The sequence below is a fragment of the Mesorhizobium sp. B2-4-19 genome, assembly GCF_006441315.1.
Taxonomy (GTDB): Bacteria; Pseudomonadota; Alphaproteobacteria; order Rhizobiales; family Rhizobiaceae; genus Mesorhizobium.
In genome coordinates this window covers 127093-152794 of sequence record NZ_VFUV01000009.1, presented here as the reverse complement: position 1 = coordinate 152794, position 25702 = coordinate 127093, and the positions used below count along the sequence as shown (strand labels likewise).

The window sequence follows — 25702 nt, the reverse complement described above, 5'->3', positions numbered from 1 at the left end:
GCGGAACCTGGCTTGAAAGCCGGTTCCGCTTCGGAATTGTGCCTGTCTCTTTGCACTGGCGCGATTCCGAAGTGAGCGCGCGGCGCGCTTTCCCCCGGAAACCCGTTTTCACGCTTTTTCCGGAATCGCTTCTAATCTGTTGAAATCCCACATGTCCCCAGATTGGGGATTCTCGTGCCGCGATCCGTCGGTTACGCTGTCGCCATGATTCGAATCCGGCTTCTGCCGGAGCGGAAGAACTAACAGGTCACAAGGGCGGCGGATGTGACGATGGCAACGGCAAGCAGCGCACAGCGCGAACCTTCCATGGAAGAGATACTGGCTTCCATCAGGAGGATCATCGAGGACAGCGACAACGGCCGCAAGCAGCCGGGCGAGACCGAAGAGCTGCGGCAGGATCTGGAGCCATCGCCGGGCGAGGCTCCCGCCACGGCTGTCGATGCGTTTCGCGCCGAGCTGCATGCCGCCCCCGAAACCAGGAAGCCGGTCGCGCGAGCGGAAGTCCAGGCGCCTTCGCCCGAGCCGGTGATCGCGCGCGTGGAATCGCAGACGCGCGCCGATTCCGTGCCGCTCAAGCCGTCGATGACGCTGGCTGAGGTCAGCGCCAGGATCGCCGCCGAGCCGGCGCCCGCCGCCACGACCGAAGCGCCGGCCGCCCCGCAGGCCAGCGCGACAAGCGATGCCATCGTTGCTGATTGGCGGCGCGAGATCGCGGCGGTCGGAGAGCAGGCGAAAGCGATACCTGACAGGAGCATCCGCAAGCCGGTCGCCCAGCCCGAGGCGCTGACGAGCGAACCGGTGGAGGAGGCTGCGTTCGAACGGCCGTCTTCAAGCGAAGCTCCTGCAGACACCGCTCAGGCGCGGGCGGCGGCAAGCGATGGGCCCGCGGCGCGCCCGGCAATCCTTTCCGAACATACGGGCCGGCAGGTCGCGGCGGCCTTCGGCGAGTTGTCCGATGCCTTTGCCAGCCGCAGCAAGAAGACATTCGACGAGATGGCCGAGGAGATGCTGCGGCCGATGCTGCAGGATTGGCTGGACAACAATCTGCCGACGCTGGTCGAACGCCTGGTGCGCGAGGAGATCGAGCGCGTCGCGCGCGGCGCGCAGTAATCTCCTCCAACGATCACTCTCGAAACGCCGCCGATGAGGCGGCGTTTTTGTCGATGAGGTCAGCCCGCGCTGGTCGCGAAGCAGATGAGGTTGCCGTCGGGGTCTTTGACGATGAAGGTGCGGGCGCCCCAGGGTTCGGTCCGCAATGTCTGGTGGAACGGGGCCTTGGCCGCCTGATACTCCAGAAACAGAGCCTTGATGTTGTCGACAACGATCGTCGCCGCCAGCAGGTCATCGGTCGAATTGGCGGCGAATGGAGGCTTGTCGACATGGCGCAGGTTGAGCCGTGCGCCATCGCGGATGATTTGGGCGTAGAAGGGCGGCTCGCCATAGGTGAAGCGCGTCTCGAAGCCGAGCTTTTGCCGGTAGAAATTACAGGCCGCTACGATGCCGCAGACAAACAGCTGTGGCTCGGCAAAGGCGAGATGCGGTTTTGCGGCGTCTGTTGATACATGATCGGTCACGGTTTGAAGGCCTTCCTTCAGCGCCTGCCAGCTCTCGAAACCTGACTTCCTGGCGACGAGTTCCTGGGCATCGGCAAGCTTGAAGCCGTGATCGAGGATCTGGCTGTCGCTGAGATGGTGAAAACGCGGCAAGAGCCATCCAATCACAGCGGCGACGGGATAATACCGTTCGCGATGCCACTTCAGATAGAGCTTGGCCTGTTTCTTGTGGTGTTCGATGATCGGCATGGGCGCATTGTGGGTTGAGGTGGCGTAGGCGGGCAATGCCCCTCCGGCTGGAAGCCGATGCGCCCTACTGCAGCGTCCGCACGGTATGGCTGCGACGCCTGGCGGTCAAGGCACGAGTGCCGAGCGCCACGACCTTCCGTTGAAATGAACGCGGACACACCTATCTGCTTCTCATGAACCGAGGCGCCCTTGCGGTTGACTTGGCCAAGACCTTCCGATTTACACCGAACCAGCAAAAATCCCGACAGCGCGGACCGTTTCCCCATGCTTGAAAAGACCTACGACGCAAAGACCGTCGAGCCGAAGATCGCCAAAGTGTGGGAAGAGGCGGACGCCTTCCGCGCCGGCGCCGGGGCGGAGGAGGGGGCCGAAGCCTTCACCATCGTCATTCCCCCGCCCAACGTCACGGGCTCGCTGCATATGGGCCATGCGCTCAACAACACGCTGCAGGACATTCTGGTGCGCTTCGAGCGCATGCGCGGCAAGAACGTGCTGTGGCAGCCTGGCATGGACCATGCCGGCATCGCCACGCAGATGGTGGTCGAGCGGCAACTGATGGAGAAGCAGATCCACCGCCGCGACCTCACGCGCGAACAGTTCATCGAGAAAGTGTGGGAGTGGAAGGCCGAATCCGGCGGCACCATCTTCAACCAGCTGAAGCGGCTCGGCGCCTCGGCCGATTGGTCGCGCGAACGCTTCACCATGGATGAAGGCCTGTCCAAGGCCGTGCTCGAGGTCTTTGTCACGCTCTACAAGGAAGGGCTGATCTACAAGGACAAGCGCCTTGTGAACTGGGACCCGAAACTTTTGACCGCGATCTCGGATCTCGAGGTCGAGCAGCAGGAGGTCAACGGCAATCTCTGGCACTTCCGCTATCCCTTGGAGGGCGAGACCTTCGACCCGGAAAATCCGAAAACCTTCATCACGGTCGCAACCACGCGTCCGGAAACGATGCTGGGCGATACGGCGGTGGCCGTGCATCCGGATGACGAGCGGTACCGGCATCTGGTCGGCAAGAACGTCCTGCTGCCGATCGTCGGCAGAAAAATTCCAGTGGTGGCGGACGAGTATTCAAACCCCGAAAAGGGTTCGGGCGCCGTCAAGATCACGCCGGCGCATGATTTCAACGACTTCGAGGTCGGCAAGCGCCACAAGCTGCCGGCGATCAACATCCTGACCATCGAAGCCGCCATCAAGCTGAAGGACAATGAGGATTTCCTCGCCGGTCTCGATGCGACACCGGAGCGCCAGGCCGTCTGGGACGAGCTTGATGGGCTCGACCGCTTCGTCGCGCGCAAGAAGATCGTCGAACTGATGGACGCCGGCGGCTTCCTCGACAAGGTCGAGCCGCATCGCCATGCCGTGCCGCATGGCGACCGCGGCGGCGTGCCGATCGAGCCGTTCCTGACCGAGCAGTGGTACGCCAATGCGGCGGAACTGGCCAGGCCGGCGATCGCCTCGGTGCGCGAAGGCCGCACCAACTTCGTGCCGAAGAATTGGGAAAAGACCTATTTCGACTGGATGGAGAACATCCAGCCCTGGTGCATCTCGCGCCAGCTGTGGTGGGGCCACCAGATCCCGGCCTGGTACGGGCCTGACGGGCGTGTCTTTGTCGAGAAGACCGAAGAAGAGGCGCTGAGCGCGGCGATCGAATATTATCTGGCGCTCGAAGGTCCGTGGAAGGCCTGGGTCGAGGACAAGCTGGAAAACTTCCAGCCGGGCGAGATACTGACCCGCGACGAGGACGTGCTCGACACCTGGTTCTCCTCGGCGCTGTGGCCGTTCTCGACTTTGGGCTGGCCGGACCAGACGCCGGAACTGAAGACCTATTACCAGACCGATGTGCTGGTGACCGGCTTCGACATCATCTTCTTCTGGGTTGCCCGCATGATGATGATGGGCCTGCATTTCATGGACGAGGAGCCGTTTCACACCGTCTATGTGCACGCCTTGGTGCGCGACAAGAACGGTGCCAAGATGTCGAAGTCGAAAGGCAACGTCATCGATCCGCTCGACCTTATCGATGAATATGGCGCCGATGCGTTGCGCTTCACCTTGACCGTGATGGCGGCGCAAGGCCGCGACGTGAAGCTCGACCCGGCGCGCATCGCCGGCTACCGCAATTTCGGCACCAAGCTGTGGAACGCGACGCGCTTCGCCGAAATGAACGAAGTCGCCCGCAATGACGATTTCTGGCTGAATGATGCCAAGCTGGCGGTCAACCGCTGGATCCTGACCGAGTTGACGCGGGCCGCGCGCGAGATCACCGACGGCATCACCTCTTACCGCTTCAACGAGGCGGCAGGAGCCGCCTACCGTTTCGTCTGGAACCTGTTCTGCGACTGGTATCTGGAACTCTTGAAGCCGGTGTTCATGGGCACGGACGAGGCGGCCAAGGCCGAGAGCCGCGCCTGCGTCGCCTTCGTGCTCGACGAAATCTACAAGCTCCTGCATCCGATGATGCCGTTCATGACGGAAGAGCTGTGGGCGCAGACGGCGGGCGAGGGCAAGGAGCGCGATTCGCTGTTGTGTCACGCCGCCTGGCCGTCGCCGGACTTCGAGGACGCGGATGCCGCCGCCGACATCAACTGGCTGGTCGACCTGGTCTCCGGCATCCGCTCGGTGCGCTCCGAGATGAACGTGCCGCCGGCGGCGATCGCGCCGCTGGTCGTGGTCGGCGCCAATGATGTGACGCGCGAGCGGCTGGTTCGCGAGGACTCGGCGATCAAGCGGCTGGCCCGCGTCGGCGACATCTCGTTGGCCGACGCGGCGCCCAAGGGCGCGGCGCAGATCGTCCTCAACGAGGCGACGATCTGCTTGCCGCTCGGCAGCCTGATCGATCTCGCCGCCGAGGCTGCCCGGCTGCAGAAGGAACTGGCCAAGGTGACCGAGGAGATCGCGCGCCTGCACAAGAAGCTGTCGAATGAAAGATTCGTCGCCAGCGCGCCGGCCGAGATCGTCGACGCCGAGCGCGAAAAGCTCGCCGAATATCGCGACGCGCAGGACAAGCTCTCGGTGGCGTTGACCAGGGTTCGCGATGCCGGTTGAGGATAGATTCGCTTAACCTTAAGTCGTCTCTAAAAAGATGACCCCTTTTGCCTCGAAAGTAGGCATTCCGTTGCGTTATTTTTGACGTAAACGGAAGTTTTAGCCCCATTGTTGCCATAATGTAACAATGGGGGCGAAAGCCCCTGAAAATGGCTATTTTTGAGCCTTTTGGAACGAATTTTCCTCATTTTCCTGCCGGATAGGTCGGCGTCGGGCCGTTTTTCGGCCTTACGGTGCCGATCCGCATTTTGTCGAAAATGCGTTTGGCAAGCATGTACATGTACGCGCCAAGAATTCGTTATTGCACCGTTAACCCGAATTGGCTCTAGCTTGATGCACTCGAATTCGGGGAGGACATTCATGAACAATTTGCGTCTGAAAGCACTGCTGGGGGCAGGGTGCTTTTCGCTGGCTTTGATCGGTACCGCAATGAACTCGGCGCATGCCGGCGGCATTGAGCGTGGCGGCTACGATATCGATCTTCTGTTCGATCCGGCGCCGTTCGCAACGGAAGCGGAATCGACTTACGTTATGCCGCAACGCAAGCTCAAGAATGCGGTGGATACCAACCCGCTCGACGGCAATTTGACATTCCTGGGCAGCACGGCGAAGGACAGCGAGAGCTACTGGGTGCCGCGCATCGGCGTCAAGGCACAGATCGTTCAGGGTGTCGACTGTATGTTCGACTATTCCCAGCCTTGGGGCGCGCACACCAACCCGGGTCTGTGGGCCGGTGCCGAATCCAACATGGAAACCGATATCAAGAGCAACAATTACGCGACGACTTGCTCCTACAAGATGGATGCCGGCAAAGGCCAGATTCGCTTTATCGGCGGCGTGTATTACCAGGAAGTCTATGGTTTCAAGAAAGACCTGGTCTCGCCGTTGGTACCGGGTTTCCAGGGCACCGGTCAGGTTGATCTCAAAGGAACCGGCTGGGGCTGGCGCGCCGGCCTTGCCTATGAAATTCCTGACATCGCGCTGCGCGCCAGCCTCGTCTACAATTCGCGGGTCAAGCTCGACAATATCTCGGGCACGCTGGACCTGACGCATGTCGGCAGTGTCGTGCTGCCGATCTATGGCTCGACACAATACATGCCGGATACGGTCGAGTTTAAGTTGCAATCGGGCATTGCTCCCGGCTGGCTTGCCTTCGGCTCGCTGAAGTGGGTCAATTGGAGCCTGCTGCAGAGTGTTCCGATTTGCGTGGTCGGCACTCCTTCGGCGGCCTGCGTTACGGGTGATGCTCTGCATTCAGGCCAGATCACCTCGCTGGATCTGATGTATCGCGACGGCTGGACTGTCACGGGCGGCATCGGCCACAAGTTCAACGATCAGTGGAGTGCGGCCGGCCAGCTTTCATGGGATCGCGGCACGTCACACGGCTATGGCTCACAGACCGATACCTGGACCATGGGTGGCGGCGTCGCCTATACGCCCCAGCCCAATATCGAGGTTCGTCTGGCCGGTGCGATCGGCGTGCTGACCAGCGGCCATTCTGGGACAGTGAATGGCCAAAACGGCTATGTGGCCGGCAATGAGGTCAGCTACGACTTCGGCAACGATCTGGTCACGGCGATTTCCGGCGGCGTCAAGATCAAGTTCTAACCTATTGACAATTCGACAAAAAGGCCGGGCAATGCCCGGCCTTTTTCGCTTGGGGCCGGCATCGTCGGAGCTTCCGGCATCCAAGCTGCGTTGCATATAAGCCGCACTGGGATCGCCTCTTGCGATTGTGACGTTTTGGCAACACTTTCTGAACAACCCCTGCGCTAGAAGTCAGGCCGGGGAAATTGCCCATTTCCCGCCATAAACCCGGCGCACCTCGAACCTGTCTCGGGACACGCGCCAAAAGGCTCGGCGATGGGGCAGGCCGCACCGCCCGCGGCAAGGATGAGAATGGACGCCAAGGTCATTTCAAAGGCTAAGCTCCCTAGCCGCTATGTGACTGTCGGTCCGGCGCGTGCGCCGCACCGGTCCTATCTCTATGCCATGGGGCTTTCCGCCGCCGAGATCGCGCAGCCGCTGGTCGGCGTGGCCTCCTGCTGGAACGAAGCCGCACCCTGCAACATCTCGCTGATGCGCCAGGCGCAAGTGGTCAAGAAGGGCGTCGCCGCCGCCAATGGGACGCCGCGCGAATTCTGCACCATCACCGTCACCGACGGCATCGCCATGGGCCACCAGGGCATGAAGTCGTCGCTGGTATCGCGCGAGGTCATCGCCGATTCGGTCGAGCTCACCATGCGCGGCCATTGCTACGATGCGCTGGTCGGCCTCGCTGGCTGCGACAAGTCGCTGCCCGGCATGATGATGGCCATGGTGCGGCTCAACGTGCCGTCGATCTTCATCTATGGCGGTTCGATCCTGCCCGGCAGCTATCGCGGCCGGCAGATCACCGTGCAGGACGTGTTCGAGGCGGTCGGACAGCACTCGGTCGGTATGATCGGCGATGCCGAGCTGCTCGAAATCGAGCAGGCGGCCTGTCCGTCGGCCGGTTCCTGCGGCGCCCAGTTCACCGCCAACACCATGGCGACCGTCGCCGAGGCGATCGGTCTCGCGCTGCCCTATTCCTGCGGCGCGCCGGCCCCTTACGAAATGCGCGACCGCTTCAATTTCGCCTCCGGCGAAAAGATCATGGAGCTGATCGCCAAAAACATCCGGCCGCGCGACATCGTCACGCTGAAGGCGCTGGAGAACGCGGCGACCGTGGTTTCGGCCACCGGCGGCTCGACCAATGCAGCGCTGCATCTGCCGGCGATCGCGCACGAGGCGGGCATCAAATTCGATCTCTTCGACGTCGCAAGGATTTTCGAGAAGACGCCTTACATCGCCGACCTCAAGCCTGGCGGCAGATATGTCGCCAAGGACATGTTCGAGGCCGGCGGCATTCCGCTCCTGATGAAGACGCTGCTCGACCACGGCTATCTGCATGGCGACTGCCTGACGGTTACTGGCCGCACTTTGGCCGAAAACATGGAGCACGTTTCCTGGAATGAACACCAGGATGTGGTCCGCCCGGCCAACAGACCAATTACCCAAACCGGCGGTGTCGTGGGCTTGAAGGGAAACCTTGCCCCCGAAGGCGCGATCGTGAAGGTCGCGGGCATGGCGGAGTTGAAATTCTCCGGCCCGGCGCGCTGCTTCGATTCGGAAGAGGAATGTTTCGAGGCGGTGACGCATCGCAACTACAGGGAAGGCGAGGTTCTGGTCATTCGCTACGAAGGGCCGCGCGGCGGTCCCGGCATGCGCGAGATGCTGTCGACCACGGCAGCGCTCTACGGCCAGGGCATGGGCGGCAAGGTGGCGCTGATCACCGACGGCCGCTTCTCGGGCGCGACGCGCGGCTTCTGCATCGGCCATGTCGGGCCGGAAGCGGCGGTGGGCGGCCCGATCGGCCTCATCCGGGATGGTGACGTGATTTCGATCGACGCCGTGAATGGCACGATCGAGGTGGCACTGTCGGAGGCCGAACTGGCGGCGCGGGCCAAGACATGGAAGGCGCGCACGACCGACTACCAGTCGGGCGCGATATGGAAATACGCACAGACGGTCGGGTCTGCCAGGAATGGCGCGGTCACCCATCCGGGCGGTGCGGAAGAAACACACTGCTATGCGGATATCTGAGTTGTTGAGGTCATCTGTCCTTCCGGCACTGGTCGCTGCGGCGATCTTTGGCGCCGTGGGCCAGGCTTTGGCCTTCGACGACAAGGTGTTCGACGACAAGACCGGCGTGAAGCCACAGTCCAGTCCCTGGGCGGTATTCCAGTTCGGCTTCTCCGCCTACAAGAACGGCCACAAGGAACAGGCCGCCGAAGCCTATAAATACGCCGCCGAAAACGGCCAGATCGGCGCCACCTGGAAACTTGCCCGCATGTATGCCGAGGGCGACGGCGTGGCGCGCGACGACTATGAGGCGTTCAAGTTCTTCTCCGAGATCGTCGACCAGGATGTCGAGCCCGGTTCGCCGGAAGAGAGCTATGTCTCCGACGCGCTGGTGGCGCTCGGTGACTACCTGCGCAAGGGAATTCCCGGCAGCCCGGTCACCGAGAACGAGGTGGCGGCGCAGGAATACTACATGCGCGCCGCCGCCAACTACCGCAACCCGAACGCCCAGTTCGAGATGGGGCAGATGTTCCTCAAGGGCGAGGGCGGCGTGAAGGCCAGCGTCAAGCAGGCCGGGCGCTGGTTCCAGCTCGCCGCCGAGAAGGGCCATGCCGGCGCGCAGGCGACGCTTGGCCATCTCTTGTTCCAGAGCGGCAAGATCGTTCGCGGCCTGGCAATGATGACCGCCGCACTCGAACGCGCATCGCCTGCCGACCAGCCCTGGATCCGCGGCATGCAGGAAGAGGCTTTCGCCGCCGCAGGCGAAGCCGACCGGCGCACGGCGATTTCGCTGGCTGATGACATCCTGACCAAGGGCACCACAAACGCAGACCAGTAAGGTGTTCTGCCGCTCTCCTCCACGGGGGAGATTAATTAAGCGAAAAAATCAATTCTCGGTTGGCTCCGTCGGCACCATGCTTGGCGCGGGCGTCGAGATTGGCGTGACATGCAGGTGCGGCGCCATCGTGTTTCCGGGGCAGCTGTCGCCGATCTTCGTCCAGGATGTGTTGTTGAGCACCATCTCGCAGCGCGCCAGATGGCTCTGGTCGGCCACCGTCAGGCAGGTGACCTGACCGACCGGATAGGATTTTCCATTGGCGAGACATTCGGGGGCGGCAATAGCCGGTACCATGGTGGCCGTGGCAAATGCCAAGCCGATCGGACAAGCAAAAAATCGAATGGTCATGGGAACCCCGGCCGCCATGATGATTTTCCATCATGCGCCCGATTTGTGGCGATACAACGTCGTTGTGGCGATACAAGGCCGGGGCAATTCGCCGGCGGAAGGGTTCGCGGTCAAGCCGGCTGCAAGGCGAGGTCGATCGCCACCGGGACGTGATCGGATGGTTTTTCCCAGGCGCGCACATGTTTTTCGATCGAGGCCGACGAGAAGCGATTGGCGGCCTCCGGCGACAGCAGCAGGTGGTCGATGCGGATGCCGTTGTTCTTCTGCCAGGCGCCGGCCTGATAGTCCCAGAAGGTGTAGGTGTCGGGTGCATCGGTGACCGCGCGCACCGCTTCGGTGAAACCGAGGTTGAGCAGCCGCCGGAAGGCCTGCCGCGTCTGCGGCTGGAACAGCGCGTCGCCCAGCCAGTTCTCCGGAAAACGCGCGTCGATCGGCTCGGGAATGACGTTGTAGTCGCCGGCCAGCACCAGCGCCTCTTCCAGCCTTAGCCGCTCCTCGGCCCAGCGTTCCAGCCGCGCCATCCATGAGAGCTTGTAGGGGAATTTTTTATCGTCATCGATCGGATTGCCGTTCGGCAGATAGAGCGAGGCAACCCGCAGCGCGCCCTTGTCGGTCGAGAACACGCCTTCGATGAAGCGCGCCTGCTCATCGATGTCGTCGCCGGGCAGTCCTCTGATAACTTCGTCAAAGCGCAGCTTCGACAGCAGCGCCACGCCGTTAAAACCCTTCTGGCCATGGGTTTCGACATTGTAGCCCAGCGCCTCGATCTCGGCGCGCGGGAACTGGTCGTCGACCGTCTTGATCTCCTGCAGGCAGACGATGTCGGGCGCGCTCTCGGTCAGCCAGTGGGTCAGGTTGCCGATGCGGGCGCGAATGCCGTTGATGTTCCAGGTGACGATTTTCATGACGGTCTTATTCTTCCTGCGACGGGTGGCGTTCGACGAGGCCGATCGTATTGCCTGCCGGGTCCTTTAGGAAGGCCATCCACTCGCTTTCCCCCGGTGGTCCGAAGGTGCCTTCGGTATCGCGATGTACGAGCGCCGGTGGCGCGGTGAAGGGGACGCCCGCGGCTTTCGCCTCGGCATGGAAGGCTTCGATGCCCGCTATGTCGAGATAGACTATGCCGGCCGGAACGCCGTCGGTGAACAGCAGCCTCACATCGCCGGCCATGATGAAGGCGATGCCCGGCGGATCGTAGCGGGCATGAACGGCCATGCCGAGCACGTCGCGCCAGAAGGCCAGCGTCGAATCAAGATCGCGTCCGGCCGACAGCGCGACCTGACGGACCGCGCCGATGGCAGGCATGCCGCTAGACGGAGAAGCTCGTGCCGCAGCCGCAGGAGGCGACCGCGTTCGGATTGCGGATCTGGAAGGACTGGCCCATCAGATCGTCGACGAAGTCGATCACCGAGCCACCCATATAGACCAGCGACAAATCGTCGATCAGCACCGTGGCGCCGTCCTTCTCGATGGCGACGTCGTCGTCGTTGCGGGTGTCTACCAGATCGAATTTATAGGAAAATCCAGAGCAGCCGCCGCCTTCGACGGACACGCGCAGCGCCGTCTTGCCGGCCTCGCCAGAAACAATCTTGGCGATCCGCCTGGCGGCGGCCTCGGTCATGTCCACTTTCATGGCGGTCTTGGCATCAGCGCCCATAGGCGTCACCTTGCTTTCGGTTTCACATGATAGGTATGAAGCGCAAGAGGCCAAGTCAACTGCGGCAGCATCAGCCATGACCAATGAGTTGGGCGACATCGGGTTCGGCTATCGGCCGCGCGCGGCCTACGCCACCGATCCGGCGAAGTCGCGCGGGCGGCTGTTCGACGAGGTCGAAAGCCCGACCCGCACGCCGTTCCAGCGCGACCGCGACCGCATCATCCACTCGACGGCGTTCCGGCGGCTCAAGCACAAGACGCAGGTCTTCATCGCCCATGAAGGCGACCATTATCGCACAAGGCTGACTCATTCGATCGAAGTGGCGCAGATCGCGCGTGCGCTGGCGCGGGCGCTGCGCGGCGACGAGGATCTCGCCGAGGCGGTGGCGCTGGTGCATGATTTCGGCCACACGCCCTTCGGCCATACCGGCGAGGACGCGCTGAACGACAAGATGGCGGCCTGGGGCGGCTTCGACCACAACGCGCAGTCGCTGCGCATCGTGACGCGGCTGGAAGCGCGCTACGCCGAATTCGACGGGCTGAACCTGACCTGGGAGACGCTGGAGGGCCTGGTCAAGCACAATGGCCCGTTGACGGACAGCAGCGGCAAGGGCTTGAACGGGCCGGTGCCGCAAGCGATCCGCGATTATTCGCAGCTGCAGGATCTTGAACTCGACCGGTTCGCCGGCATCGAGGCGCAGTGTGCGGCGATCGCCGACGACATCGCCTACAACACGCATGACATTGACGACGGGCTGCGGGCAGGGCTGCTGACGCTCGACATGCTGAAGATCGTCTCGCTGCCGGGAAAGATCCTCGAGGACGTGCGCCAACGCTATCCCAGGCTCGACGACGTGCGCACCGGCCACGAACTGATGCGGCGGCAGATCACCGCCATGGTCGAGGATGTCATCGTCGCGGCGACCGCAAATCTGGAACGTGTCGGGCCGCAAAGCGCCGACGCGGTGAGGGCGGCGGGCGAGACGATGGTCACCTTTTCCGCCGAGATGGCCGCGGCCGAGAAGGAACTGAAGGCCTTTCTCTACAAGCACCTCTACCGGCATGAAGAGGTAATGCGGGTGCGCGCCGGCGCCGAGCAGATCGTCAGGGAGCTGTTCGACGTCTATTTCGCCGACCCGCGCGCCATGCCGGATGGCTGGCGCGAGGGGCTGGACCGGGCGGAGGATCGCATCAAGGCGCGCAGCGTCGCCGATTTCCTGGCAGGGATGACCGACACCTACGCGCTCAAGGAACACAGGCGTTTGTTTGACCGCACCCCGGATTTGAGCTAGGGCGAGCGCGATTTTGCCGGCCGACGAGCCGGATTCGCCTAAACCGCCAGAGCAATACCCATGAACATCTTCGCCGATTTCACCGCGCGAGTCACAAAGGCTGTCGAAGCGCTTGATCTGAAAGACAAGGACGGCGTTTCGCCCGACCTGTCGCGCATTGCCGTCGAACCGCCGCGCGACGCCAGCCATGGCGATCTCGCGACCAATGCGGCGATGGTGCTGGCCAAGCCCACCGGACAGAACCCGCGCGCGCTGGCTGAAAGGCTGGCGCTGGCGTTGCGCGATGACAAGGATGTCGCCGCCGCCGAGGTTGCCGGTCCTGGCTTCGTCAATCTCCGGCTCAAGGACGGCTTCTGGCAGGCGCATCTGTCGGTGCTTCTGGGCGAGGGGCGCAACTACGGCCGCTCGACGATCGGCGCCGGCCGGAAAACCAATGTCGAATATGTCTCGGCCAACCCGACGGGGCCGATGCATGTCGGTCATTGCCGGGGCGCCGTGGTCGGCGACGCGCTCGCCAACCTGATGGCGTTTGCCGGTTACGACGTGACCAAGGAATATGTCATAAACGATGCCGGCTCGCAGATCGATGTGCTCGGGCGCTCGGCCTTCCTTCGCTACCGCGAAGCGCTGGGCGACGACATCGGCGAAATACCGGCCGGGCTCTATCCCGGCGACTACCTGGTGCCGGTTGGTCAGGCGCTGGTCAAGGAGTTCGGCCGTTCGCTGATGCAGATGCCCGATGACGAGGCGCTGGCCATTGTCAAGGACCGCACCATCGATGCGATGATGGCGATGATCCGCGAGGATCTGGCGCTGCTCAATGTGCATCACGACGTGTTCTTCTCCGAACGCACGCTGCATGCCGACAATGCCAGGAAGATCCGCTCGGCGATCAACGACCTGACGCTGAAAGGCCACATCTACAAGGGCAAGCTGCCGCCGCCCAAGGGCGAGAAGCCGGACGACTGGGAAGACCGCGAGCAGACGCTTTTCCGCTCGACCGCGGTCGGCGACGACATGGACCGGGCGCTGGTCAAGTCCGACGGCGCGTTCACCTATTTCGCCGCCGATGTGGCGTATCTGAAGGACAAGGTCGATCGCGGCTTCGTCGATCTGATCTATGTGCTGGGCGCCGACCATGGCGGTTACGTCAAGCGTCTGGAGGCGCTGGCACGGGCCATTGCCGGTGACGACGTCAAACTAACCGTCCTGCTGTGCAATCTGGTCAAACTGTTTCGTGAGGGCGAGCCGGTTCGCATGTCGAAGCGGTCCGGCGATTTCGTGACGCTTCGGGAAGTCGTGGAGGAGGTTGGCCGCGACGCCATCCGTTTCATGATGCTGTATCGCAAGAGCGATGCGCCGCTTGATTTCGATTTCGCCAAGGTGACCGAACAGTCCAAGGACAATCCGGTGTTTTACGTGCAGTACGCTTCGGCGCGCTGCCATTCGGTGTTCCGGCAGGCAAGCGAGCAACTGGGCGAAGCCAATTTCGATCGCAAAAGCCTGGCTGCCGCCGCGGCTTCGCTGACCGACGAGGGCGAGATCGGCCTTATCCGCAAGCTCGCCGAATATCCACGCCTGATCGAATCCGCCGCTCTTGCGCTGGAGCCGCATAGGCTGGCATTTTACCTCTATGATCTGGCTTCCAGTTTCCACGGACACTGGAACCGGGGCACGGATAATCCGGACTTACGTTTTGTTAAGGTTAACGACCGACAATTGACGCATGCCAGACTAGGGCTGGTGCAGGCTGTTTCGGACGTTCTGACGTCCGGCCTGACGTTGATCGGAGCCGCTGCGCCCACCGAAATGCGTTAGGTTTGACTAAAAAACCTGTCACCTTTTGCCCACATTGCGCTGGTAAGGGCCAACCCTGCGCGACGTCCATGGCGTCCGAATGAGTGCGAGTTCGGGAACAATAATGGCAGACAGAACCCAGCTGAGAGTAGCCGACAACAACGACGTCGCTGACGATGATCCGTTCGCGGAACTGACCAGGATCATGGGATTCGACCCACGCCAGCCAGTCAAGCAGCAGGCGCGGGTCGAGCCGCAGGCCGCTGTTGCCAGTCAGCCTGTGCAAGAGGACGATTTCGACATCGACCTCGAAAAGGAATTGATGGGCGAGTTCGACGCTGACGACAGTGTCGCCGCTCCGGTTGTCGAGGCTCATGAGCCGGCATTCGAAACGGCCGCCACAGACGCGGCCGACGACGATCTTGCGCTGTCTCTCGACGACGATTTCCATCTGGACCTCACGGGTGCCGACGAGCAGGGGCTCGTCGCCAGCCATGCCAACCCCGGCGCTGCCGAAGCCGCGCCGTCCGTCGAACCCGCCTTCGACGCCGATTTCGACAATGCCGTCGCCAGTTCGCTCGAAGACGTTTCGCCCTTCGAGGACGACCTGCCGATCGAAGACGAGCTTGCCGCGTCGCTCGACCAGGATTTTCGCGTCGAGGACCATGCCGCCGAGATCGAGGACGAAGCCGCCGAGCCCCAGCATGCCGTTGCCGAAGTGCCGATGGCTGTCGAGCCGGCCGCCGCGCACGAATTCGACGATGAGGACGCGATTTCGCTCGAAGACGAGCTGATGCTTGACGACCATTCGGCGGATCAGCCCCATGCGGCTGCGGCCGCGGTCGACTATCCGGAGCCGGTGCTGGCCGCCGCGAATGAAGCCCAGGCGATCGCCAACGAGGATTTCGAGGGGCATTTCGACGACGCCATGGCGGATGTCGATATGGATTTTGACGTTCAGGCGGACCAGCCGGTGGCCTTTGACGCGGCGGAAGCGCACGAAGTGCCCACTCATGCCGTGGATGCGAGGGACGAGTTATCGAGCTCCGAAGCCGTTTCGGAAGATGATTTCGATCTCAACCTGGACGACTCGTTCGCCGAGCCTGCCGAAGAGCCGGTCGCCGAGGTTGCCGCTGCCGCGGTCCAGCCGATAGCTCCGGCAACTCCGGCAGCCGTCATGGCCGAGCCGGCGCCGGCCCCCGTGGCGGACGAGCGTAGCCTCGAAGACGAGTTGAACGCACTTCTGGGCGCCATGACGGCGCGCACGCCGCCGTCGGCCAAGGAGCCCGAGCCCGCCGCCGCTCAACCCGTTGCGGCTCAGCCGGCCGCTGCTCCCGTTCAGTCGTATGTTCCGGCGCCGGCAAAGGCCGCCGAGGAGCCTGCTGATCTCGACTGGGATCTCGATGAACATGCGACCGAGGATACGCATGCCTCCAGCGCGGCTCACGCCGCCGATGCCGATCCCGACAATCTGCTGCTCGATGAGCTTCAGGGCCAGGATCTGGGCGCGGACGCCGCCGATCATGGCGACATCGATTTCGACGATGATGCGTTCGACGCGACCTTGGCCGGGGATCTCGATCCGCGCGACGAGGCAGCTTGGCGGCAGGATCAGACCGATTCCCCCGATTGGCCGGCCGAACACTCCGCGCCGACCGAGCCGACCCGTTCGTGGAGCCGCGTGACACCGGTTCCCCAGCAGCCGGCCGCTTCGATGACGGCAAGGACCGCCGCGCCTGAAATGGCTCCAGCGGCGGCTGTGGTGCCGCCCTACCGCGCGCCCGAGCCGATTGCGGCCGCGCCCTATGCGGCGCCCGTATCCGCACCGCAGCCGCGACAGTCGTCGCGCTACGAAGAAGAGATGCCCGATGTCGAAACGGTCGATGTGCCGGAGCGCGTCGTGGCGCTTGCGGACGATCTCGACATCCCGGAACTGCATTTCGAGGAAGATGAACCGGCCGCATCAGGCTATGACGATCTCGACGCCGAGTTCGCCAGCCTTCTGACGGAAATGAATTCGGTGGAGGTCGCGCCTGCTCCAGCTGCAGCCGCAAGCAGCGCTGCCTATGCCGATGAATCCTTTGATGGCGGATTCAAATCGGCCTATCAGGCGCCGGCATATGAAGAACCCAAACCGGCTTATGGCGGGGTCAAACCGGCCCTTCAGCCGGAAGCGCGGACCTATGCGGCGCGGCCGGCGGAAATGCCCGCCCGTGCTGCAGCGAACACCGGCTACGCGGACGCCGCCGACGGCTTCGATCTCGACAATCTGCCCGGCAGCCAGCCGGTCTCGCAGGCGGACGATTTCACCGTCGATGAGCTCGACTATGATCCTGAACTGGACGAAGCAATGTCCGTTCCGGGTCTCGGCGAGCGGGAAGCGGCCAGGCCGTCGGGACGCCGTGGGCTGTTCATCGCGGCGATCGTCGGTGCCGTGGCGGTCGCTGGTGGTCTTGGCGCCTTTGCGCTGTCTTTCGGCGGCAAGGGCGGCAGCGAAGCGCCGGTGATCGTCAAAGCCGACAATTCGCCGATCAAGATCAAGCCGGAAAATCCGGGCGGCACCGTGGTGCCGAACCAGGACAACAAGGTTTACGACGCGGTGGTCAAGGGCGCGAAGCCCGCCGAACCAGTGCAGCAGAAGCTTGTGACCAACACCGAGGTTCCCGTGGATGTGCAGGCGAAGGATCCGGCCCGTGCCGTCGATCCTTCTGCCGGCCAGGGTGCTGTCGTCGGCGGAGCCGATGACGGCAATGCCGCGCCGACCGCCAGTGCGACGCCGGCTGGCAAAGTTGCCCCTGCCGACAATGCGGCGCCAGCGCCCAAGTCAGAGGATCGCATCGCGCAGGTGCTGCAGGATACCGACAAGGGCAACAACACCGATGTCGTCGCCGTCGCACCGCGCAAGGTGAGGACGATGGTGGTCAAATCGGACGGCTCGCTGGTGCCGCGCGACGATCCGGCGCCGGCCGCGCCGCAGGTGGCGGCCGCTGAGCCGAGCGATCCGGCGCCGCAGCACGTCGCGCCGTCCGCCGATGCCGACCCGACCGGCACCGTGGCGCCCGCCGCGGCCCAGTCGGGCGATGAGCCGGCCCTCAAGCCTGCGGCCAAACCGGCCAAGACGCAGTCGGCCAATACTCCGGCCAAGGTTGCGATCGCGCCGCAGCGTCCATCCGACCAGCCCGTCGACGTCGTCGGCGAGGTCAAGCCCGATCAGGTCGCCTCCATTGACCAGGCAACGACAGCGACCGGTAGCGGTTCGTGGTCGATGCAGGTTGCTTCGCAGCCGACGGTGGAAAGCGCCCAGTCGACCTACCAGGACCTGCAGCGCCGCTATGGCAGCGTGCTTGCCGGCCGCACCGCCAACATCGTCAAGGCCGAGATAGCCGGCAAGGGCACGTTCTACCGCGTCCGCGTCGTGGCCCAGTCACGCAACGATGCCATCAATTTGTGCACCAGCTACAAGGCCGCCGGCGGCAACTGCTTCGTGTCGCGCTAGACGCGTTCAACCAGTCAAAGCCGGCGCGGCCCAAGGTCGCGCCGGCTTTTTCATACGCCCAGCGCTTTTTCATGTGGAAGCATTTCCGGCGTCGGACCGCATGTATTTCCAGACGATTCCCTTTAGCGGCGCGAAGCCCTAGACTCCTGGTATGACCGAATCAAAATCCATGATCCTCGGCTGTGCCGGGAAATCGCTCACCCGCGAAGAAATCAATTTCTATCGCAATGAATGCCCATGGGCCTTCATCCTGTTTGCTCGCAACATCGGCGAGACCGAGCAGATCCGCGATCTGGTCGCCGAGATGCGCGACTGTATCGGGCGGCCGGACGCGCTGGTGTTCATCGACCAGGAAGGCGGCAGGGTGCAACGCCTGCGGCCGCCGCTGGCGCCGAACTACCCGGCGGGCGGGGCGCTTGGTGCGCTCTGGCGCGACGATCATGACGCCGGTGCCCGTGCTGCCTGGCTGATGGCGCGCCTGCACGCCTTCGATCTGCTGCGCTACGGCATCACCGCGGATTGCCTCCCGGTGCTCGACGTGCCGATCGAAGGCGCCAGCGACGTCATCGGCGCACGTGCCTATGGCAAGGAGCCGCGCGCGGTCATCGAACTCGGCCGTGCCGCCGCCGAAGGCCTGATGTCGGGCGGCGTGCTGCCCGTGATGAAACACATTCCGGGACATGGAAGGGCCTTTGCCGACACGCATTTCGAGCTGCCGACGGTCGACGCGTCGCTCAGCGCCCTGCAGCGGCATGACTTTGCCCCGTTCCGGGAGCTCAACGACCTGCCGATGGCGATGACGGCGCATGTCGTCTACAGCGCCATCGACCCCAAGAATCCGGCGACGACGTCCGGCAAGGTCATTGACGAGATCATCCGCCGCGACATCGGCTTCGATGGGCTCCTGATGAGCGACGACACCTCGATGAAAGCACTTTCTGGGGATTTCCCGACAAAGGCGGCGTCGATCCTTGCGGCCGGCTGCGATCTGGTCCTTCACTGCAACGGCGTTTTCGAGGAGATGGCGGGCATTGCGTCGCGCACCACGGGGCTTGAAGGCAAGTCGCTGGAGCGTGCAAAGCGGGCGCTGACCTATATAAGGAAACGCGACGCGGCAGAGGAAACCGAGATACGCGCTGAATTCGCCACCTATTTCGATGCGGTGGCCTAATCAAGGGAAGTGACAGAGGCAGTGGCGGAGACATTGGAAGGCAAGGCCGCGAAGGCCGCACCGATGGACCGCCTGTGGGCCGAGAATGACGATTCACGCGTCACCGGCGACCCGTCGCTGGTCGTCGATGTGGCCGGCTTCGAAGGCCCCCTCGATCTTCTGCTGCATCTTGCCCGCACCCAGAAGGTCGACCTGGCGCGCATCTCGATCCTGGCGCTGGTCGAGCAGTATCTGGCCTTTGTCGAGACGGCGAGGGCGCTGCGGCTCGAACTTGCGGCCGACTATCTGGTGATGGCGGCATGGCTCGCCTTCCTCAAGTCGAAGCTGTTGATCCCCAAGCAGCCGGGCGAAGAGGGCGAGAGCGGCGAGGAACTGGCGGCCGTGCTGCAGTTCCGGCTGAAGCGGCTGGAAGCGATGCGTGATGCGGCGGCCCGCCTTGTCAACCGCAATCGCCTCGGCCGCGACGTGTTCGCGCGCGGCATGCCCGAAATGGTGATCATCGAAAAGCGCAACGCCTATTCGGCGTCGCTCTACGATCTCCTGACCGCCTATGCCCAGCAGCGGCAGAAGCAGGCGATCACCAATGTAACGATAGCCAGGCGTGGCGTCTGGTCACTCAAGGATGCGCGCGATATCCTGACCCGGCTGATCGGCTCGCTGCGCGACTGGACGGCGCTGGACAGCTTCCTCATCCAATACATGACCAGCCCAGAAGAGCGGCGCACGGCGATCGCCAGCTCGTTCGCGGCGACATTGGAACTGGTGCGCGAGCGCAAGATGGATCTGCGACAGGACGAGGTGTTCGCGACAATCTATCTGCGCGATCACCGCGCACCGGCAATCAAGGCAGTCGAGGTGGCATCATGAGCGAACGCGCCAACGCTTCGGTTATCCCCTTCAAGGTGGACGATGAACTGGAAGGCGATCTCGACCAGACTTCGGCCGAGAACCCGGTGCAGAACCCGGCCGAGCGCCTGCATATTGCGGAGGCCGTGCGCATGGCGGAGGCGATTGTCTTCGCCAGCGCCGAACCCGTCAGCGAGAAGCAGCTTGCCTCGCGCCTTCCCGACGGCATCAACGTTGCCTTGGCCATGGCCGAGCTGCAGCAGGTCTATGCCCGGCGCGGCGTTAATCTGGTGCGGGTCGGCGACGCCTGGGCTTTCCGCACCGCCGGCGATCTCGCCTTCCTGATGAGCCGCGACACGGTGCAGCAGCGCAAGCTGTCGCGCGCGGCGCTCGAAGTGCTGGCGATCATCGCCTATCACCAGCCGGTGACACGCGCCGAGATCGAGGATATCCGCGGCGTCGAGACGTCGAAGGGCACGCTGGACACGCTGCTCGAGACGGAATGGGTGCGCATGCGCGGTCGCCGCAAGACACCTGGCCGTCCCGTCACCTATGGCACCACCGAAACGTTCCTCGAACATTTCGCGCTCGAGGAAATCCGCGATCTTCCCGGTATGGAAGAACTGAAGGGGGCGGGCCTGCTCTCGGGCCGCATGCCGTCGAATTTCTCCATCCCGCAGCCGCCGGCCGACCCCGACGTGCTGACGGAAGACGAGGATCCGCTGACCGATATCGATCTCGAGGAACTCGGCCTGCTGACGCCACGCGTCACGGAAGATTGACCACTGGCGCTCTGTCCAAGCGCGCCGATAGGTCGTAGATGCGCCGATTGGTAGCGGGCCAGCGAGTCGAAAAAGCGTGACATCCGTCACCCTTTCATAAACTCTGTCGCTGTTGTGTTTGAATCCCAACGCGAAAACGCATAGATCATCGCCAGGGAAAACATTCGAGAGAGATTTGCTATGGGTTCATTTTCGATTTGGCACTGGATGATCGTGCTGGTGATCGTACTGCTGGTCTTCGGCCGCGGCAAGATTCCCGAGCTGATGGGCGACATGGCCAAAGGCATCAAGAGCTTCAAGAAGGGCATGGCGGACGACGACGTCGCCGACGACAAGCGCACCGTCGAACACCGTCCCGACGAGACCGTTTCGGCCGTGAAGGAAAAAGCCAGCAAGAGCTGAGCCAAAAAGTTCTAGTCGGAACAGAGTGCCATGTTTGAAGTCGGCTGGACCGAAATGCTGGTGATCGCGATCGTCATGATCGTGGTCGTCGGGCCGAAGGATTTGCCCAATATGCTGCGCACCTTTGGCCGCACGACGGCGAAGCTGCGCGCCATGGCCGCCGACTTCCAGAAACAGTTCAACGAAGCGCTGAAGGAAGCCGAGCTCGACGACGTCAAGAAATCGGTCGACGAGCTCAGGGGCCTAAGCCCCGTTGCCGAGATCAGAAAACAGCTCAATCCGTTCGAGCAGGCGGCAGCCGATGTGCGTGCCGGCGTCGACTCGGCAATGAAGCCGAAGCCGGCGGCTGATCCGGCAACGCCGACGGCCTCAACGCCACAGGCGGCTGAGCCGGTGAAGAACGGCGCGACGGAAATGCCTGGCGTCAGCGCTGCGGGAGCCACGCCGCCAACGCCGATTTTCCCGGCCATGACCGATGATTCGGTGGCGGCATCCACGGAACCTGCCGTGGCGCCGAAGGCGTCCAAGAAAGCCGCCAAGGCCGCGCCGGCGGCAAAGGTGCCAGCCAAGGCCTCGACATCCGCGAAGCCGGTGACGGCAAAAGCCGCACCAGTGGTGACGGTAAAAGCCGCACCCGCGCCTAAGGCGTCGACAAAGGCCGTGACGAAGCCTTCTGCCGCCAAGGCGACTGCGGCAAAGACCGTGGCGAAAGCCGAACCGAAACCTGCGCCGGCGAAGAAGCCGGCGGCCAAGAAGACGGCTGGAGCCGCCAAGTGAGCGTTTCGGACAAGGAAAAGGACGAGATCGAGAAATCGTCGGCGCCGCTGATCGAGCATCTCATCGAGTTGCGCCGCCGGCTGATCTGGTCGCTCGGCGGCTTTTTCGTCGCCTTCCTGGTGTGCTTCTTCTTCGCCAAGAGGCTGTTCAACCTTCTGGTCGTCCCCTTCAAATGGGCGACGAAATGGGCGGGTCTCGACCCGCACAAGGTCGAGCTGATCTACACCGCGCCGCAGGAATTCTTCTTCACGCAGGTCAAGCTCGCCATGTTCGGCGGCATGATCATCGCCTTTCCGCTGATCGCCACGCAGATCTACAAATTCATCGCGCCCGGCCTCTACAAGAACGAGCGCAACGCCTTCCTGCCGTTCCTGATCGCGTCGCCGGTCCTATTCCTGATGGGCGCCTCGCTGGTCTATTTCTTCTTCACCCCGATGGTGATGTGGTTCTTCCTCGCCATGCAGCAGGCCGGCACGGACGAGCAGGTGCAGATTTCGCTGCTGCCGAAAGTGTCGGAATATCTCAGCCTGATCATGACGCTGATCTTCTCCTTCGGCCTGGTGTTCCAGCTGCCGGTGGTGACCAGCTTGATGACCCGCGTCGGCATGCTGTCGTCCAAGGCACTGGCCGAGAAGCGCAAATGGGCGATCGTCATCGCCTTCGTCGTCGCGGCGGTGCTGACGCCGCCCGATCCGATGAGCCAGATCGGCTTGGCCATCCCGACCATCCTGCTCTACGAGGTCGCCATCTGGTCGTCCCGGCTGATCGAGCGCAGCCAGGAGCGCGAGCGCCTGGCGCGTGAGAAGCAGGAAGCCGGGGAGACCGTGGCCGACAAGACACCGGACGAGCCTCCGGCGCCGGCTGCCTCGTAAGACCTCAGCGGCGGCGGAAAACGACAAGCGCCGCCCAGCCTCATCTTGCATCGGTCAAGGATGCGGTTTACGCCCTCGGAGCTTAGCTCAGGAGCGTTCAGACTATGCTTGACATCAAATGGATTCGCGACAACCCGAAGGCCCTTGTCGAGGCGCTGGTGAAGCGCTCGTGGTCGGCCGGCGAGGCGCAGTCCACGGTCGATGATCTGATCGCCAGGGACGAGGCGCGGCGCGAACACGTCACCGAGCTGCAGACCAAGCAGGAGCGCCGCAACGCCGCCTCGAAGGAGATCGGCAACGCCATGCGTTCGGGTGACGCCGCTCTTGCCGAAAAGCTCAAGGCCGAAGTCGGCGATATAAAAACCTTCATCCAGAATGGCGAGGCGCGTGAGCGCGAGCTCGACAAGGCGCTGACCGACGCGCTGGCGGTGCTGCCCAACGTGCCGCTCGACGATGTGCCGGTCGGCAAGGACGAACACGACAATGTCGTCAAACACATTGTCGGCAGGGTGCCAACGCGGCCGAACTGGGTGAAGGAGCATTTCGAGGTCGGCGAAGCGCTCGGCATGATGGATTTCGAGCGGGCGGCAAAGCTGTCGGGCTCGCGCTTCACCGTGCTGAAGAGCGGACTGGCGCGGATGGAACGCGCGATCGGCCAGTTCATGCTCGACCTGCACACGACCGAGCACGGCTACGAGGAAGTGATCCCGCCGCTGATGGTGCGCGACGAGGTGCTTTTCGGCACCAACCAGCTGCCGAAATTCGAAGAAGACCTATTCTTCACGCCGCATGGGGAGGGCAGGCTTGGCCTGATCCCGACTGCCGAGGTGCCGCTCACCAACCTCGTGCGCGAAGAAATCACCGCGCATGAAAAGCTGCCGCTGCGCTTCACCGCGCTGACGCCGTGCTTCCGTTCGGAAGCCGGCTCGGCCGGCCGCGACACACGCGGCATGCTGCGCCAGCACCAGTTCTACAAGGTCGAGCTGGTGTCGATCACCGACCAGGAATCCTCGCTCGCCGAGCACGAGCGGATGACGCAATGCGCCGAGGAAGTGCTGAAGCGGCTGGAACTGCCGTTCCGCACCATGGTTTTGTGCACCGGCGACATGGGCTTTGGCGCGCGCAAGACCTACGACATCGAGGTCTGGTTGCCCGGCCAGAACGCCTATCGCGAAATCTCGTCCTGTTCGGTCTGCGGCGACTTCCAGGCGCGCCGCATGGACGCGCGCTACAAGGACAAGGACGGCAAGGGCAATCGCTTCGTCCATACGCTCAACGGTTCGGGCACCGCCGTCGGCCGCGCCCTGATTGCCGTCATCGAAAACTACCAGAACGAGGATGGCAGCGTAACCATTCCTGAAGTGCTGCGGCCTTACATGGGCGGTCTGGCAAAGATCGAAGCGAAGTAATGCGCATTCTTCTGACCAATGACGACGGCATTCATGCCGAGGGCCTGGCGTCGCTCGAACGCGTCGCGCGCACGCTCTCCGACGATGTCTGGGTGGTGGCGCCGGAGCAGGACCAGTCCGGCTACGCGCATTCGCTGTCGATCTCGGAGCCGCTGCGGCTGCGCAGGATCGGCGAGAAGCATTTTGCCGTGCGCGGCACGCCGACCGATTGCGTCATCATGGGGGTGAAGAAGATCCTGCCCGGCGCGCCCGACCTGATCCTGTCCGGCATCAATTCGGGCGCCAATATCGCCGACGACGTGACCTATTCGGGAACCGTCGCCGGCGCCATGGAAGGCGCGCTGCTCGGTATCCGCTCGATCGCGCTTAGCCAGGGCTATTCCTATGTCGGCGAGGATCGCATCGTTCCCTATGAAACGACGGAGGCGCTTGCGCCGGCACTGCTGAAGAAGCTCGTCGCGACGCCGCTGCCGGACGGCGTGCTGCTCAATGTCAATTTTCCCAACTGCCTTCCCGAGGAGGTCGCCGGCACTGTAGTCACCATGCAAGGCAAACTCGTGCACAGCCTGTGGGTCGATGAGCGCCGTGACGGGCGCGGCTTGCCTTACTACTGGCTGCGCTTCGGCCGCGAGCCGGTCGAGGGCAAGCAAGGCACCGACCTCCATGCGCTGCGCAACCGTCTGGTGTCGGTGACGCCACTGCAGCTCGACCTCACCGCGCATGAGATCCGTGACCAGCTGAGCAAGGCGCTTGCATGAACCTGCCAATCGATGACCGCGAAGGATTTGCCGCTTTCCTGTTGCGCCTGCGCGGCCGGGGAACCGTGCCGAAGGCGCTGATCGCGGCTTTCGAGGCAACACCACGGCGCGGCTTCCTGGCGCCCCATTTCCACCAGATCGCCTGGTCCGACCGCATGCTGCCGATCGAATGCGGCGAGGCGATCGAAGGCGCCGACATGCAGGCGGCGGTGATCGCGGCCCTTGCCATCGAAGCGGGAAACCGCGTGCTCGAGATCGGCACCGGCTCCGGCTATACGGCGGCGGTAATGTCACGGCTGGCGGCACGGATCGTCACCATCGACCGCTACAAGACGCTTGTCGAACAGGCTAGGCAGCGTTTCGAGGCGCTTGGCATCGGCAATGTCATCGTGCGCCAGTCCGACGGCTCCGGCGGCCTGCCTGCAGAAGGCCCGTTCGACCGCATTGTTGCCTGGGCCGCCTTCGACAGCCTGCCGCGCTTCCTGCTCGACCAATTGTCGAGCGGCGGCATCGTCATCGCGCCGATCGGGCCGGAGGAGGGCGAGCAGGTGCTGGCCAAGCTCACCAAGGTCGGCAGCCGTTTCGAGCGCGAGGATATCGGCCTCGTGCGGCTGCAGCCGATCCTGCGCAGCATAGCGGCGGTCATCTAGGAGCATTGATATTCAGGTGAGACCGGCCTGCAAATGGCTGACACCTGCGCTTCCCCGTTCTACTGCGTCGCAGTAGAACTGTGCTCACGTACTGAAGTACGCTCCGCTCCGGTTCTCGCTATCAACCATTTTCGACTCGCTCTGACCTGAATCTC

The 25702-nt window shown here is 63.3% G+C and carries 22 protein-coding genes; 17 read left to right on the top strand and 5 right to left on the bottom strand.

Annotation, left to right across the window (positions count from 1 at the left end):
• Nucleotides 1-270 precede the first annotated feature (270 nt).
• Nucleotides 271-1110 (top strand): PopZ family protein, encoded by an 840-nt coding sequence (locus FJ546_RS17440; RefSeq protein ID WP_140890460.1) that lies wholly within the window; start codon nt 271-273, stop codon nt 1108-1110.
• 59 nt (nt 1111-1169) lie between these two features.
• On the opposite strand, the gene FJ546_RS17435 is transcribed toward FJ546_RS17440, so the two are convergent.
• Complete coding sequence (locus FJ546_RS17435) at nt 1170-1802, bottom strand: VOC family protein (RefSeq protein ID WP_140890542.1); 633 nt, start codon at nt 1800-1802, stop codon at nt 1170-1172.
• Nucleotides 1803-2066: 264 nt separating this feature from the next.
• Between FJ546_RS17435 and FJ546_RS17430 the strand changes: the two genes are divergently transcribed.
• The 4 genes from FJ546_RS17430 (at nt 2067) to FJ546_RS17415 (ending at nt 9291) form a co-directional block, all read left to right on the top strand.
• Nucleotides 2067-4850, top strand: coding sequence for a valine--tRNA ligase (locus FJ546_RS17430; protein ID WP_140890459.1), 2784 nt, complete (start codon nt 2067-2069; stop codon nt 4848-4850).
• Nucleotides 4851-5210: 360 nt separating this feature from the next.
• Entirely contained in the window at nt 5211-6458 is a 1248-nt protein-coding gene (locus FJ546_RS17425; protein ID WP_140890458.1) for an OmpP1/FadL family transporter, read from the top strand.
• Between the two features lie 291 nt (nt 6459-6749).
• Nucleotides 6750-8474 carry a dihydroxy-acid dehydratase gene (gene ilvD, locus FJ546_RS17420; protein ID WP_140890457.1) on the top strand — a complete coding sequence of 575 codons (1725 nt, stop codon included), beginning with the start codon at nt 6750-6752 and terminating at the stop codon, nt 8472-8474.
• Nucleotides 8461-9291, top strand: coding sequence for a tetratricopeptide repeat protein (locus tag FJ546_RS17415; protein ID WP_095787497.1), 831 nt, complete (start codon nt 8461-8463; stop codon nt 9289-9291). Before ilvD ends, FJ546_RS17415 begins: the two co-directional genes overlap by 14 nt.
• Nucleotides 9292-9339: 48 nt before the next feature.
• Here the strand turns inward: FJ546_RS17415 and FJ546_RS17410 are convergent, their stop codons facing one another.
• The 4 genes from FJ546_RS17410 to erpA form a co-directional block, all read right to left on the bottom strand.
• Nucleotides 9340-9657, bottom strand: a complete 318-nt coding sequence (locus tag FJ546_RS17410) for a hypothetical protein (protein WP_181167975.1) — start codon at nt 9655-9657, stop codon at nt 9340-9342.
• Nucleotides 9658-9749: 92 nt separating this feature from the next.
• Nucleotides 9750-10544 (bottom strand): exodeoxyribonuclease III, encoded by a 795-nt coding sequence (gene xth, locus FJ546_RS17405; RefSeq protein ID WP_140890456.1) that lies wholly within the window; start codon nt 10542-10544, stop codon nt 9750-9752.
• Between the two features lie 7 nt (nt 10545-10551).
• Nucleotides 10552-10944, bottom strand: coding sequence for a VOC family protein (locus FJ546_RS17400; protein WP_140890455.1), 393 nt, complete (start codon nt 10942-10944; stop codon nt 10552-10554).
• A gap of 4 nt (nt 10945-10948) precedes the next feature.
• Nucleotides 10949-11296 carry an iron-sulfur cluster insertion protein ErpA gene (erpA, locus tag FJ546_RS17395; protein WP_019858570.1) on the bottom strand — a complete coding sequence of 116 codons (348 nt, stop codon included), beginning with the start codon at nt 11294-11296 and terminating at the stop codon, nt 10949-10951.
• A gap of 76 nt (nt 11297-11372) precedes the next feature.
• Here erpA and FJ546_RS17390 point away from each other — a divergent pair, with 76 nt between their 5' ends.
• The 12 genes from FJ546_RS17390 to FJ546_RS17335 all read left to right on the top strand — a co-directional run bounded on the left by FJ546_RS17390 (nt 11373) and on the right by FJ546_RS17335 (nt 25547).
• Nucleotides 11373-12587: a deoxyguanosinetriphosphate triphosphohydrolase gene (locus tag FJ546_RS17390; RefSeq protein ID WP_140890454.1), complete on the top strand. Its 1215-nt coding sequence runs from the start codon at nt 11373-11375 to the stop codon at nt 12585-12587.
• A 60-nt stretch (nt 12588-12647) separates the two neighbouring features.
• A complete protein-coding gene (gene argS, locus FJ546_RS17385; RefSeq protein WP_140890453.1) occupies nt 12648-14405 on the top strand; it encodes an arginine--tRNA ligase in 1758 nt (585 codons plus the stop codon).
• 103 nt (nt 14406-14508) lie between these two features.
• The gene (locus FJ546_RS17380) at nt 14509-17880 is read left to right on the top strand and encodes an SPOR domain-containing protein (protein ID WP_140890452.1); all 3372 of its coding nucleotides are present in this window, start codon (nt 14509-14511) and stop codon (nt 17878-17880) included.
• Nucleotides 17881-18031: 151 nt separating this feature from the next.
• Nucleotides 18032-19051: a beta-N-acetylhexosaminidase gene (nagZ, locus tag FJ546_RS17375; RefSeq protein WP_140890451.1), complete on the top strand. Its 1020-nt coding sequence runs from the start codon at nt 18032-18034 to the stop codon at nt 19049-19051.
• Between the two features lie 63 nt (nt 19052-19114).
• Nucleotides 19115-19918 (top strand): ScpA family protein, encoded by an 804-nt coding sequence (locus FJ546_RS17370; RefSeq protein ID WP_140890540.1) that lies wholly within the window; start codon nt 19115-19117, stop codon nt 19916-19918.
• Nucleotides 19915-20679, top strand: coding sequence for an SMC-Scp complex subunit ScpB (scpB, locus tag FJ546_RS17365; RefSeq protein ID WP_140890450.1), 765 nt, complete (start codon nt 19915-19917; stop codon nt 20677-20679). Before FJ546_RS17370 ends, scpB begins: the two co-directional genes overlap by 4 nt.
• A 180-nt stretch (nt 20680-20859) precedes the next feature.
• Nucleotides 20860-21081 carry a twin-arginine translocase TatA/TatE family subunit gene (locus tag FJ546_RS17360; protein ID WP_140890449.1) on the top strand — a complete coding sequence of 74 codons (222 nt, stop codon included), beginning with the start codon at nt 20860-20862 and terminating at the stop codon, nt 21079-21081.
• A 30-nt stretch (nt 21082-21111) separates the two neighbouring features.
• Complete coding sequence (tatB, locus tag FJ546_RS17355) at nt 21112-21858, top strand: Sec-independent protein translocase protein TatB (RefSeq protein WP_140890448.1); 747 nt, start codon at nt 21112-21114, stop codon at nt 21856-21858.
• Complete coding sequence (gene tatC, locus FJ546_RS17350; RefSeq protein WP_140890447.1) at nt 21855-22730, top strand: twin-arginine translocase subunit TatC; 876 nt, start codon at nt 21855-21857, stop codon at nt 22728-22730. The genes tatB and tatC overlap by 4 nt, the downstream gene beginning before the upstream one ends.
• Nucleotides 22731-22834: 104 nt before the next feature.
• On the top strand, nt 22835-24139 hold the full coding sequence (gene serS / locus FJ546_RS17345; protein WP_140890446.1) for a serine--tRNA ligase: 1305 nt from the start codon (nt 22835-22837) through the stop codon (nt 24137-24139).
• Nucleotides 24139-24897 carry a 5'/3'-nucleotidase SurE gene (gene surE / locus FJ546_RS17340; protein WP_140890445.1) on the top strand — a complete coding sequence of 253 codons (759 nt, stop codon included), beginning with the start codon at nt 24139-24141 and terminating at the stop codon, nt 24895-24897. The genes serS and surE overlap by 1 nt, the downstream gene beginning before the upstream one ends.
• Entirely contained in the window at nt 24894-25547 is a 654-nt protein-coding gene (locus tag FJ546_RS17335; protein ID WP_140890444.1) for a protein-L-isoaspartate(D-aspartate) O-methyltransferase, read from the top strand. The genes surE and FJ546_RS17335 overlap by 4 nt, the downstream gene beginning before the upstream one ends.
• Nucleotides 25548-25702 lie beyond the last annotated feature (155 nt).